Annotated in this window: 10 protein-coding genes; 7 read left to right on the top strand and 3 right to left on the bottom strand. The window is 53.4% G+C overall.

From position 1 onward, the window contains the following. Nucleotide 1: 1 nt before the first annotated feature. The 3 genes from cyoA to OXR04_RS15500 form a co-directional block, all read right to left on the bottom strand. Complete coding sequence (cyoA, locus tag OXR04_RS15490) at nt 2-928, bottom strand: cytochrome o ubiquinol oxidase subunit II (RefSeq protein WP_046101354.1); 927 nt, start codon at nt 926-928, stop codon at nt 2-4. A 444-nt stretch (nt 929-1,372) separates the two neighbouring features. Beyond that, complete coding sequence (ampG, locus tag OXR04_RS15495) at nt 1,373-2,863, bottom strand: muropeptide MFS transporter AmpG (protein WP_267372044.1); 1,491 nt, start codon at nt 2,861-2,863, stop codon at nt 1,373-1,375. Nucleotides 2,864-2,924: 61 nt separating this feature from the next. Beyond that, nucleotides 2,925-3,503, bottom strand: a complete 579-nt coding sequence (locus OXR04_RS15500) for a lipoprotein (protein ID WP_009091711.1) — start codon at nt 3,501-3,503, stop codon at nt 2,925-2,927. Nucleotides 3,504-3,789: 286 nt separating this feature from the next. Between OXR04_RS15500 and bolA the strand changes: the two genes are divergently transcribed. The 7 genes from bolA (at nt 3,790) to ppiD (ending at nt 13,212) form a co-directional block, all read left to right on the top strand. After that, nucleotides 3,790-4,104 carry a transcriptional regulator BolA gene (bolA, locus tag OXR04_RS15505; RefSeq protein ID WP_008924895.1) on the top strand — a complete coding sequence of 105 codons (315 nt, stop codon included), beginning with the start codon at nt 3,790-3,792 and terminating at the stop codon, nt 4,102-4,104. Between the two features lie 293 nt (nt 4,105-4,397). Beyond that, a complete protein-coding gene (gene tig, locus OXR04_RS15510) occupies nt 4,398-5,702 on the top strand; it encodes a trigger factor (protein WP_009091709.1) in 1,305 nt (434 codons plus the stop codon). Nucleotides 5,703-6,037: 335 nt separating this feature from the next. Then, complete coding sequence (gene clpP / locus OXR04_RS15515) at nt 6,038-6,661, top strand: ATP-dependent Clp endopeptidase proteolytic subunit ClpP (RefSeq protein ID WP_009091707.1); 624 nt, start codon at nt 6,038-6,040, stop codon at nt 6,659-6,661. Nucleotides 6,662-6,795: 134 nt separating this feature from the next. Continuing rightward, the gene (gene clpX, locus OXR04_RS15520; protein ID WP_009091705.1) at nt 6,796-8,067 is read left to right on the top strand and encodes an ATP-dependent protease ATP-binding subunit ClpX; all 1,272 of its coding nucleotides are present in this window, start codon (nt 6,796-6,798) and stop codon (nt 8,065-8,067) included. Nucleotides 8,068-8,253: 186 nt separating this feature from the next. After that, nucleotides 8,254-10,608 (top strand): endopeptidase La, encoded by a 2,355-nt coding sequence (gene lon, locus OXR04_RS15525; RefSeq protein WP_046101355.1) that lies wholly within the window; start codon nt 8,254-8,256, stop codon nt 10,606-10,608. 215 nt (nt 10,609-10,823) lie between these two features. Next, nucleotides 10,824-11,096: a nucleoid-associated protein HU-beta gene (gene hupB, locus OXR04_RS15530; RefSeq protein ID WP_009091701.1), complete on the top strand. Its 273-nt coding sequence runs from the start codon at nt 10,824-10,826 to the stop codon at nt 11,094-11,096. A 247-nt stretch (nt 11,097-11,343) separates the two neighbouring features. Then, entirely contained in the window at nt 11,344-13,212 is a 1,869-nt protein-coding gene (gene ppiD / locus OXR04_RS15535; RefSeq protein WP_140923311.1) for a peptidylprolyl isomerase, read from the top strand. Nucleotides 13,213-13,309 lie beyond the last annotated feature (97 nt).

The raw sequence follows: 13,309 nt of genomic DNA on the forward strand, positions 1-13,309 counted from the left end.
ATTATTCCTCGGCTCCCGCGGAAGCGGCGTGACTCATGTCCATACCTTCATGTTCAGGCATGTCCATCTTCCCGTGGCTGGTCATGAACTTAGCGATAACTTGCTTGAACAGTTCAGGATTCGCTGAAGAGAAATATTCCACCGGGTGGTTTTCGCTTGGTACAGCAACTTTCTCGAAATCTTCCATGGTGGTCAGCGTGTTAGGTGCTGCTTTAACTTTTGCTACCCACTGCTGGAATTCCGCATCGTCTTTGGTTGCAATGGCTTTGAACTTCATGCCAGAGAAACCGCGACCACTGAAGTTCGCAGAGATACCGTCGAAAGTCCCTGGCTCATTCGCAATCAGATGCAGTTTGGTCTGCATACCGGCCATCGCATAAATCTGGCTGCCGAGCGTTGGAATGAAGAAAGAGTTCATGACGGAGTTAGACGTGATTTTGAAGTTCACTGGTGTGTTTGCCGGGAAGGCAATCTGGTTCACGGTTGCAATACCCTGTTCCGGGTAAATGAACAGCCATTTCCAGTCCAGTGCAACCACATCGATCTCAACCGGTTTTACATCAGATTGCAGCGGTTTGCTGGGCTCCAGTGCATGGGTCGATTTCCAGGTCAGCACGCTGAGGAAGAGAATGATCAGGATCGGAATGGTCCAGACCACGGCTTCCACTTTGTTAGAGTGTGACCAGTTAGGGCTGTACTTCGCATTCGTGTTGGATGCCCGATATTTCCAGGCAAACACCACGGCCATCAGGACTGCGGGGATAACGACGATCAACATCAGGCCAAAGGCAGTCAGTATCAGCGAACGTTGCTCCAGTGCAATCTGTCCTTTGGGATTTAACAATGCACTATCGCAGCCACTCATTAATAAAGTGCCTGCAATTAATGACAAAATCCCCAAACTTTTATTGTATTTACTGAGTCTCATTTAACGACCTCAATGACAAAGGGCTCTATTGTCGTTTAAGTGTGCGCGCATTTTACGGGAAGGTTTATGCAGTGTAAACCAGCTTAAGGATGTGTCAGATGCGTGTTGACACCTTTTGCTAAGGGTGTCACAGATGTTGCGTCAGGTGACAAATAGTTAACGCAGACAAGCAGTTGGCACCAATATAACAAAAACCAATGGAAGTAACCGCAAAAAAATCAGGGAAAGGAATAACCCTTACTTTTAACGCCCAAATATTTAACAAGTCTGCATCATTTATGTGATGAAATTTAACTAAAGTAATTGCTCACCGGTTTTTAGTATTTCCGCTCCCCCTCCTCAGGCCATATTCTTATTTTCAAAAAATAACAGGCGATGATAAATGACGGCGGCCTAGTCCGTTGACAAAAAAATAAGCCGCAGCCGTTAACCCATCGATTTCACTTAAGCATCTGACGCGGGCAGGGCAGGCGCTCGTTTCAGTGCTCGGTAGTCGAGCAGCAGGCCCGACAATACAGCCAGCAACGCGAGTACCATGCCAGTACCAAACAGGGGTGACAGCAGGGCAGCCAGCACAGTGAGCCCCAGCGCATCCAGCGCCAGCGCCACCAGCCAGAGTCCCAGCACGCCACAGCCTGCTGCAAACAGACGATTCGTCCAGCGATAGCCAAGAGGATAGTAGCTTCGTGTCAGGAATTTGCCACTCTGCTCGACCTGATTTAGCGTCTGACGGCAAAATGCCAGCAGCAACAGACCCGGCACGCCCGCCACGACGGTGAAGGCATAAAAGGCTGGCCAGCCCCAGAGTTCAACCAGCCAGCCCGCAGCCGGACCGACGTAAACCCGGCCCACCGCAGAAAGCGCTGACAGCAGGGCAAACTGGGTCGCGGAGAACGATTTGTTGCAGAGAGTCATCAACAGCGCCACAAAGGCGGCGGTGCCCATGCCGCCACAGAGGTTTTCCACAAAGACCGCGCTGGCCATGCTCCACAGCTGTTTATCCGTCACCGCCAGCAGCCAGTAACCGAAGTTTGAGGCAGCCTGCAGCAGGCCGAAAATCATCAGTGCCCGGAACAGACTCAGGCGCTGCATGACGACACCCCCATAGAGCGCACCAATGATGGTCGCCAGCAGGCCCAGCGTCTTGTTAACCAGACCGACATCGCCAGCATTAAAGCCGACGCCGCGAATCAGAAAGGTGGTGGTCAGGGAGGCGGCAAAGGCATCACCCAGCTTGTAGAGAATAATCAGGGTAATCAGCAGCCAGGCGTTATTGCGCTGAAAGAAATCTTTCAGCGGGTCGACGACAGCCTGACGCAGAGAGTGGGGCGTGGAAATATGGGTGTGCGGCTCGCTCGCCATCAGCGTGGCGATAATGCCTAGCACCATCATCAGCGCCATCAGCCAGTAGGTCGCCTGCCAGCCGAGATAACGGTCAGCCAGCCACAGCGCCAGCCCGCCTGAAATCAGCATCGCCAGCCGGTAACCCAGCACGGTTATCGCCGCGCCGCTGCCGCGCTCTTCAGGCGGCAGAATATCGGTTTTCCAGGCGTCAAAGACAATGTCCTGTGAGGCGGAGCAGAAGGCAATCAGCACCGCCAGAGCCGCCATCAGGGTCAGATCCCGGGTGGGTTGCAGAAACCCCATCGCCGCAATGCCCCCGACCAGCGCCAGCTGGCTGAGCAGCAACCAGCCGCGACGCCGGCCCAGAAACGGCGGCGTGTAGCGGTCCATCATCGGCGACCAGAGAAACTTAAAGACATAGGCCTGGCCGACCAGCGAAAAGAAACCGATGGTTTTCAGATCGACATTGTCCACCGTCATCCACGCCTGCAACGTGCCGGATGTCAGGGCCAGCGGCAGGCCGGAGGCGAAACCGAGCAGCAGCAGTACGGCGGCATTTTTCTGGCTGAAGAGGCGAAGATAGTGGTTCATGCGGATCCTGCCGGTAACAAACACGATGCCCGGCATCATGCCGGGCAGAGGAGAGGCGAAATTAACGCGCGTTCTGTTTGATGAAGTCGTTGACGCTGGTGTCCTGTGCCATGTCTGCGATGACATCGCTCATGGTGGCGTTGACCGCGTTAGTAATCTTCTGGTTGGTTGCGCTGAACGCGCCTTCTACGCTGTAAGTCTGGCGGTAGTTTTTAACCTGTTTGCTGCCGTTTTTGGCGGTAGCGATGATAGAGATGTCCGCTTTGGTGGTAATGCTGTAGCGCACGTTGCCCTGGGTAACGTCAGCATAGAGGTTATTCACCACGATCTGCAGATCGACCGCGCCATTCGGTCCCACCATATAGCCACGTGCCGTCATCTGTTTCTCCAGCACTTCCTGCAGCAGGAAACGCAGGTCGCGCGATGGTGTCAGGGTCACCAGCTGACCGTCACGGTTCACTTTTGCCAGCGCCTGATCCTGACGCTGATCGGCTCCGTTGATGCTGACGGTGACCGCCATCAGGCCTGGATCGCGCTGTGGCAGCTCAATCTTAGGCTGAATGGTGAGGGTATTATTGCTGGTTGCACAGCCGGCTAAAATGAAAGCAGCCAACAGGGGGAATAACAGTTTTTTCAACATACTTTTTCTCGTTGGTGTCAGGGGGTTGGTTTGCAAAAATGGCGTTCATCATAGCATTGCCCGGCAGTGAAAAAAGCCCTGCGCCAGGGGAAATTGTCTCTGAAGATGTTTTGCGCAGGGTCACTGGCGTGTCTGTTTGCTGTTCGTTTCAGCTGCGTTATGATGCGCGCCGGAAGCTGGCCGACGCCTGAGCGAATATTTCGTGTCGGCTGACGGGTAAGCGCAGTAAAAGCGACTAAGATTGAATGAGATGGGGCACCGCGCTCGCCATTGAGGAGTAATAGCCATGATCCGCGAACAAATAGAAGAAAAGCTGCGTGTGGCATTTCAGCCAGCTCATCTGGAAGTGCATGACGAAAGTTACCGGCATAATGTGCCTGCCGGTTCCGAAAGTCACTTCAAAGTGGTCATTGTCAGCGACTGCTTTGCAGGCCAGCGCTTTCTGGCGCGTCACCGTCTGATTTATGGCGAACTGGCGGCAGAACTCGCCGGCAGCGTCCATGCCTTAGCCCTGCACACCTACACACTGAAAGAGTGGGAAGGATTGCAGGATACCGTGCTGGCTTCGCCGAACTGTCGTGGGGCCGGAACCCTCGCCTGATCTCCCTTCTCTGAAACGGCCTGCGGGCCGTTTTTTCGTTTATTTAGCGAAAAACGCGATCCCTGGCTCAAAAAAGCAGCAAAGCTGCTGAAAAGTGGTGAGTTACCATCCTCGACTCATTCCAGCGATGCCGCTATAATGCTGCGTCTATTTTTCCGGAATGTCTTCGGGACGCTTCTGGTAACAGGGATCAGGTTCTCTTCACGGAAGCCGTCCCGGTTGTTGGATACGGCGCATTTCACGATGTGTGGTGTCTGAAGTTGACCGAGCACGTGATTTTTTGAGGTAACAAGATGCAAGTTTCTGTAGAAACCACTCAGGGCCTGGGCCGTCGCATTACGATTACTGTCGCTGCTGACAGCATCGAAAGCGCAGTAAAAAAAGAACTGGTTGACGTTGCCAGGAAAGTTCGCATCGATGGTTTCCGTAAAGGCAAAGTGCCGATGAACATCGTCGCACAGCGTTACGGCGCTTCTGTCCGCCAGGACGTGCTGGGCGAGTTGATGACGCGCAACTTCGTTGACGCCATCATCAAAGAAAAAATCAACCCGGCTGGCGCACCTAACTACGTGCCAGGCGAGTACAAAGAAGGTCAGGATTTCACCTACGCGGTTGAGTTCGAAGTGTATCCGGAAGTTGAGCTGAAAGGTCTGGAAAACATCGAAGTCGAAAAACCTCTGGTTGAAGTTACCGATGCTGACGTTGACACCATGCTGGATACCCTGCGCAAGCAGCAAGCTAACTGGATTGAAAGCGACGCAGCGGCCGGTGCAGAAGATCGCGCGACCCTCGACTTCAACGGTTCCGTTGACGGCGAAGAGTTCGAAGGCGGCAAAGCCTCTGATTTCGTTCTGGCCATGGGCCAGGGCCGCATGATCCCAGGCTTTGAAGAAGGCATCGTGGGTCATAAAGCGGGCGAGACGTTCACCATTGACGTGAAATTCCCGGACGACTACCATGCAGAAACCCTGAAAGGGAAAGACGCGAAGTTCGAGATCGTGCTGAAGAAAGTTGAAACGCGCGAGCTGCCAGAACTGACTGAAGAGTTCATCAAACGTTTCGGCGTTGAAGATGGTTCTGTTGCCGGTCTGCGCACTGAAGTCCGTAAGAACATGGATCGTGAGCTGAAAGGCGCTATCCGTAACCGCATCAAATCACAGGCGATCGACGGTCTGGTTGCGGCTAACGAAATCGACGTTCCTGCTGCGCTGGTTGATAGCGAAATCGACGTTCTGCGTCGTCAGGCTGCACAGCGTTTTGGTGGCAACGAGCAGCAGGCGCTGGAACTGCCTCGCGAACTGTTCGAAGAGCAGGCGAAACGCCGTGTTGTTGTCGGCCTGCTGCTGGGCGAAGTGATTCGTACCCATGAGCTGAAAGCGGATGAAGCACGCGTTAACACCATGATCGAAGAGATGGCTTCTGCGTATGAAGATCCGCAGGAAGTGATCGAGTTCTACAGCAAGAATAACGAGCTGATGAACAACATGCGCAACGTTGCGCTGGAAGAGCAGGCGGTTGAAGCGGTCCTGGCGAAAGCGAAAGTGACCGAGAAAGAGACCAACTTCCAGGATCTGATGAACCAGACCGCTCAGGCCTGATCAGACCTTTAACGGTATGTGCTAAGCCCGCGACTGAAAAGTCGTGGGCTTTTTTGTTTTGACGCGCAGCACGCGATTCTTCCCCTCTATTTGCTTAATTAACCAGCAAATTATTCACGCATCGCTTTTTCCGGGTTAGCGAACAGGGAAAAGATTGTTATGCTTGAAACAGGCGTGCACTATCCCCAGATATAGGGAGTATGCAGGAAGAAGAGTGAGGCTGGCTGATTAACCGTCCTGAAGGTGTCGGAAAGAGACGTGGCGTGGAGTTTCCCGCGCGTCTTTCGTAGAATCGGTACAGAATGTTGCCAATGAAATTTATCCAGGAGACGGTAATGTCATACAGTGGCGATCGTGAATATACTGCACCGCACAATGCGCTGGTGCCAATGGTTGTTGAACAGACTTCGCGTGGTGAGCGTTCTTACGACATTTACTCCCGTCTGCTGAAAGAGCGTGTGATCTTCCTGACCGGCCAGGTCGAAGACCATATGGCGAATCTGATCGTCGCGCAGATGCTGTTTCTGGAAGCGGAAAACCCGGAAAAAGATATCTATCTCTACATTAACTCACCGGGCGGCGTGATCACGGCTGGCATGTCGATTTACGACACCATGAAGTTCATCAAGCCGGACGTCAGCACCATCTGTATGGGCCAGGCCTGTTCCATGGGCGCTTTCCTGCTGACCGCGGGGACCAAAGGTAAACGTTTCTGCCTGCCAAACTCACGCGTCATGATCCACCAGCCGCTGGGCGGCTATCAGGGCCAGGCGTCAGACATCGAAATCCATGCGCGCGAGATCCTGAAGGTGAAACAGCGTATGAATGAGCTGATGGCTGAGCACACCGGTAAATCGCTGGAAGAAATTGAGCGCGACACCGAGCGTGACCGTTTCCTCTCTGCCAGTGAAGCGGTAGAGTATGGCTTAGTCGATTCAATTCTGACGCATCGCCAATAAGACCCGACTTACCCTTGTCCCTGGTCTATAGTTAACAGGACAACGGTACTATTACGGGTTGAATGAATTTCGGCCGTCACTGCACGGCCTGCGCCGTACGCAGGTACGGCCTGAGAACAAGAAGAGGTTAACTGATGACAGATAAGCGCAAAGACGGTTCAGGAAAGTTGCTGTACTGCTCTTTTTGCGGCAAAAGCCAGCATGAAGTGCGAAAGCTGATTGCCGGGCCGTCAGTGTATATCTGCGATGAGTGTGTTGACCTGTGCAACGACATCATTCGCGAAGAGATCAAAGAAGTTGCCCCGCATCGTGAACGCAGTGCGTTGCCAACCCCACATGAAATTCGCCATCACCTTGATGATTATGTCATCGGTCAGGAGAGAGCGAAGAAAGTGCTGGCGGTTGCGGTTTACAACCACTACAAACGTCTGCGCAATGGCGATACCAGCAACGGTATTGAGCTGGGCAAAAGTAACATTCTGCTGATTGGTCCGACCGGGAGCGGTAAAACGCTGCTGGCTGAGACGCTGGCGCGCCTGCTGGATGTGCCATTCACCATGGCTGATGCAACCACGCTGACTGAAGCGGGTTACGTGGGTGAAGATGTCGAAAACATCATCCAGAAGCTGCTGCAGAAGTGTGACTATGACGTGCAGAAAGCGCAGCGCGGCATCGTCTACATCGATGAAATCGATAAAATTTCACGTAAGTCTGACAACCCGTCGATTACCCGTGACGTGTCAGGCGAAGGTGTTCAGCAGGCGCTGCTGAAGCTGATTGAAGGTACTGTAGCCGCGGTTCCACCGCAGGGCGGACGTAAGCATCCTCAGCAGGAATTTTTGCAGGTTGATACCTCTAAAATTCTCTTTATCTGTGGCGGCGCATTCGCCGGTCTGGACAAAGTGATCTCGCAGCGTGTTGAAACCGGATCCGGTATCGGCTTCGGCGCAACCGTGAAAGGGAAATCGCAGAAAGCCAGCGAAGGCGAACTGCTCTCACAGTGTGAACCTGAAGATTTAATCAAATTTGGTCTGATCCCTGAGTTCATCGGCCGTCTGCCTGTTGTGGCGACCCTGAGCGAGCTGAGTGAAGAAGCCCTGATTCAGATTCTGCGTGAGCCGAAGAACGCCCTGACCAAACAGTACCAGGCGCTGTTCAACCTGGAAGGCGTTGAGCTGGAGTTCCGTGACGAGGCGTTAACCGCTATTGCGAAAAAAGCGATGTCACGTAAAACCGGTGCACGTGGTCTGCGTTCGATCGTTGAAGGTGCGTTACTGGAAACGATGTATGACCTGCCTTCTATGGATGACGTCGAAAAAGTAGTGATTGATGAGTCAGTTATTGACGGTCAGTCTGAACCGATGCTGATTTACGGTAAGCACGAAGCGCAGGCATCTGGCGAATAATTAAACAGATCGTCCACATTGTTATCTTAAAAAAGGGGAAAATGTTTCCCCTTTTGCTTTTCTCGCCTCTGTGACGTTGAATGTCAGACAATCATCCCCATATACTCAGATACCTGTGGGTTTAACTGCATACCTGCCTGATGCGGTTCCCATCACCTGGCGGACATTAAACAAAGAGAGAGCTCTATGAATCCTGAGCGTTCTGAACGCATTGAAATCCCCGTGTTGCCGCTGCGCGACGTGGTGGTTTATCCGCACATGGTAATTCCGTTGTTTGTTGGCCGGGAAAAATCAATTCGGTGCCTTGAAGCCGCAATGGATCATGATAAAAAAATCATGCTGGTCGCACAGAAAGAGGCTTCAACGGATGAACCTGGCATTAACGATCTCTTTTCAGTAGGGACCGTGGCATCAGTGTTGCAAATGCTGAAACTGCCGGATGGCACCGTCAAAGTTCTGGTCGAAGGTTTACAGCGCGCCCATATCACGACGCTGGCCGATAACGGTGACCATTTTGTGGCACAAGCTGAATACCTGGTTTCGCCGGAAATTGAAGAGCGCGAGCAGGAAGTGCTGGTGCGCACGGCGATCAACCAGTTTGAAGGCTACATCAAACTGAATAAAAAGATCCCACCTGAGGTCCTGACCTCACTGAACAATATTGACGATGCGGCGCGCCTTGCCGACACCGTTGCTGCACATATGCCACTGAAACTGGCAGACAAACAGTCTGTGCTGGAGATGTCCGACGTTAACGAACGTCTGGAATATCTGATGGCGATGATGGAATCTGAAATCGATCTGCTGCAGGTTGAGAAGCGTATTCGCAACCGTGTTAAGAAGCAGATGGAGAAGAGCCAGCGCGAGTACTATCTGAATGAGCAGATGAAGGCAATTCAGAAAGAGCTGGGCGAGATGGATGACGCGCCGGACGAATATGAAGCGTTAAAACGCAAAATCGACGCGGCAAAAATGCCGGAAGAGGCGCGTGAGAAAGCCGAAGCTGAGCTGCAGAAGCTGAAAATGATGTCTCCGATGTCGGCGGAAGCGACCGTGGTGCGTGGCTACATCGACTGGATGGTGCAGGTTCCGTGGAACGCACGCAGCAAAGTGAAGAAAGATCTGCGTAAAGCGCAGGAGACACTGGATACCGATCACTACGGCCTGGAGCGCGTGAAGGATCGTATTCTCGAGTATCTTGCGGTTCAGAGTCGCGTCAGCAAAATCAAAGGGCCGATTCTCTGCCTGGTCGGACCGCCAGGGGTAGGTAAAACGTCCCTCGGTCAGTCGATCGCCAAAGCGACCGGACGTAAATATGTGCGTATGGCACTGGGTGGCGTGCGTGACGAAGCGGAAATCCGTGGTCACCGTCGGACTTACATCGGCTCAATGCCGGGTAAACTCATTCAGAAAATGGCAAAAGTCGGGGTGAAAAACCCGCTGTTCCTGCTGGATGAAATCGACAAGATGTCCTCGGACATGCGTGGCGATCCGGCGTCGGCGCTGCTGGAAGTCCTCGATCCGGAACAGAACATTGCGTTCAACGATCACTATCTGGAAGTCGACTATGACCTCTCAGATGTGATGTTCGTGGCCACGTCAAACTCCATGAACATTCCGGCTCCGCTGCTTGACCGTATGGAAGTGATTCGTCTGTCGGGTTACACCGAAGATGAAAAACTGAACATCGCTAAGCAGCATCTGCTGCCGAAGCAGATTGAGCGTAACGCCCTGAAAGCCAGTGAGATTACGGTTGAAGACAGCGCCATCATCGGCATCATTCGCTACTACACCCGCGAAGCCGGAGTGCGTAGTCTTGAGCGTGAGCTGTCGAAATTGTGCCGTAAAGCGGTGAAGTCACTGCTGATGGACAAGACGAAAAAGCACATCACCATCGATGGCGAGAACCTCAAGGATTTCCTGGGCGTTCAGCGCTTCGACTATGGCCGTGCTGACAGCGAAAACCGTGTCGGTCAGGTGACCGGACTGGCGTGGACCGAAGTGGGCGGCGATCTGCTGACCATCGAAACCGCCTGTGTGCCGGGTAAAGGCAAGCTGACTTATACGGGGTCGCTGGGTGAAGTGATGCAGGAGTCGATTCAGGCTGCGCTGACCGTGGTGCGTGCCCGTGCCGAGAAGCTGGGCATCAATGGTGACTTCTACGAAAAACGTGATATTCACGTTCACGTTCCCGAAGGCGCGACGCCAAAAGATGGCCCAAGCGCCGGCATCGCAATGTGTACCGCGCTGGTCTCCTGTCTGACCGGTAACCCGGTGCGCGCCGATGTGGCGATGACCGGTGAGATCACCCTGCGTGGTCAGGTGCTGCCGATTGGCGGCCTGAAAGAGAAACTGCTGGCCGCACACCGTGGTGGCATCAAAACCGTACTGATCCCGGACGACAACAAGCGTGATCTGGAAGATATTCCTCAGAACGTGATTGCCGATCTGGCGATTCATCCGGTGAAACGCATTGAAGAGGTGCTGAATCTGGCACTGGAAAATGCGCCATACGGTATGCAGGTCGCAACAGCAAAATAGTGATTAGCGGCATAAACCGTTAAAAAGCGAAGCTGGCAAGGCAATTGACGCTTGCCAGCTTTTTTTTGTGCCGCTAATTTAGGTGGCTGCCGGCATGACGTTCTCAGAGAAATTCCGTTGTTTCGGCTCCACAGGCTTGATATAACTTGCTGCGCGTTCGTACCCGGCGGGAAGCCGGGGTACGATGTGAAATAATAAAAGAGGGGATGAAGAGAGTGAATAAGTCACAATTGATCGACAAAATTGCTGCTGATGCTGACATTTCTAAAGCGGCAGCGGGACGTGTTTTAGATGCATTTATGGGCTCTGTTTCTGATGCGCTGAAAGACGGTGATGAAGTGGCTCTGGTCGGTTTCGGTACTTTCTCTGTACGTGACCGTGCTGCGCGTACTGGCCGCAACCCGCAAACCGGTAAAGAGATCACGATCCCGGCCGGTAAAGTGCCAGGTTTCCGTGCCGGTAAAGCCTTGAAAGACGCAGTCAATTAAGAATAACGAACAGATTCATTGACGCATTTTCTTCAGTGGATGAGAGGACGATGAACGCGTTCTCATGTAACATACGGGCACATCAATGAGATGTGCCTTTTTTGTTTTAATCGGTGAAAATCGGGCCGTTAGATGGACCTGGACCGGATTGAGACTGCCAGCTAAGCCAGCAGTTGCGTGAGTCGCCAGCCAGAGGCGAAGGGCGACCGGGCTTTACATTCACACTACAGCGGAGTGTTGCCATACCATGATGGACAATTTACGCGCGGCGTCGAACCATGTCGTGCTCAAGATTATTTTGGGGCTGATTATCCTCTCCTTTGTGCTGACGGGCGTTGGCAACTATCTGATTGGCGGCAATAACGACTATGCGGCCAAAGTAAACGGTCAGGAGATTAGCCGCGCGCAGCTGGAGCAGGCGTTCAACAGCGAACGCAGTCGTCAGCAGCAGATGCTGGGTGACCAGTTCTCGCAGCTGGCCAGCAACGACGGTTACATGCAGCAGATGCGTCAGCAGGCGCTGTCTCAGTTAATCGACCGGGCGCTGCTTGACAGCTATATCAAAGATCTCCACCTCAGCATCAGCGACGATCAGGTCAAACAGGCTATCTTCAACCAGCAGGCTTTTCAGACCAACGGTAAATTCGATAATGCGAAATACCTCAATCTGATCGGCAGCATGGGGTTCAGTGCTGACCAGTATGCTGAAGCGCTGCGTAAACAGCTCTCCAATCAACAGCTGATCAATGCCGTCGCCAATACTGACTTCACGCTGAAAGGCGAAGCGAGCCGGCTGGTGGACCTGGTGTCACAGCAGCGTGATATCCGTCAGGCGACGCTGGATGTGAACGCGCTGGCGGCGAAACAGACCGTCACCGATGACGAAATCAGCCAGTATTATCAGCAGCATAAAAGCAGCTTTATGGCACCAGAGCAGTTCCGCGTCAGCTACATCCTGATGGATGCCGCCAGCATGCAGCAGGATGCCAGCGAGGCGGATATTCAGGCCTGGTACGATCAGCATAAAGCGGACTACACGCAGCCACAGCGTACCCGCTACAGCGTAATCCAGACGAAAACGGAAGCGGATGCTAATGCCGTTCTGGCTCAGCTGAAAGCGGGCGCCTCTTTCGCGGACGTGGCAAAAGCCAAATCCATTGACCCTATCTCCGCGCGTAAGGGCGGCGACATGGGCTGGCTGGAACCGTCTACCACACCGGATGAGCTGAAAAATGCGGGCCTGACAGAGAAAGGCCAGATGTCGGGCGTGATCAAATCGTCAGTGGGCTTCCTGGTCGTGCGTCTTGACGATATCCAGGCAGAGCAGGTTAAGCCGCTGGCTGACGTTCACAGCGCGATTGCCGCGAAAGTGAAGCAGGAGAAGGGCGTTGATGCCTTCTACAAACTGCAGCAGAAAGTCAGCGAAGCGGCGAGCAACGATAATGAGTCACTGGCGGGGGCCGAGCAGGCTTCCGGTCTGAAGGCGCAGGAGACCGGCTGGTTCAGTCAGGATTCACTGCCAGACGCGCTTAATTTTGATCCGGTGAAGCAGGCTATCTTCAACGGTGGCCTGGTGGGACAGAATGGTGCGCCGGGTAATAACTCCGATATCATCAGCGTGGATGGCGACCGCGCCTTTGTGCTGCGTATCAGCGATCACAAACCGGAAGCGGTAAAACCGCTGGATCAGGTTAAGGCGCAGATCACCGACACGCTGAAGCATGATAAAGCGACGCAGCAGGCGAAAGCCCAGGCGGACAAACTGCTGGATGCGCTTAAAGCCGGTAAGCAGGATGCGCTGACCGCAGCAGGCCTGACGCTGAGCGCCAGTAAAACGGTCGATCGCAACGTGCAGGATCCGGTGGCACAGGCTGCCTTTAATCTGCCTCAGCCTGCGGATAACAAACCGTCATGGGGCGTGAGCGAAGATATGCAGGGCAACGTGGTGCTGGTGGCAGTGGATAAGGTGAAAACCGGCACCATGCCACAGGCGCAGATTGATGAAATGGTCAAAGGTGTCACGCAGAACAATGCCCAACTGACCTTTGAAGCGTTACTGCAAAATCTGCGCAAAGAGGCAAAAATCAAGTACGGCGCAGCCGCACAAATGCAGTAAGCCTCGCAGAAACCGCGAAACCACTGTAATAACCCAAGGCCGCATTCGCGGCCTTTTCCATTTCTGAAATCCCGCTTTTGTGCCTTGTGCACCGTCG

The sequence above is a fragment of the Pantoea sp. GM_Pan_3 genome, from assembly GCF_026541045.1.
GTDB lineage: Bacteria > Pseudomonadota > Gammaproteobacteria > Enterobacterales > Enterobacteriaceae > Pantoea > Pantoea anthophila.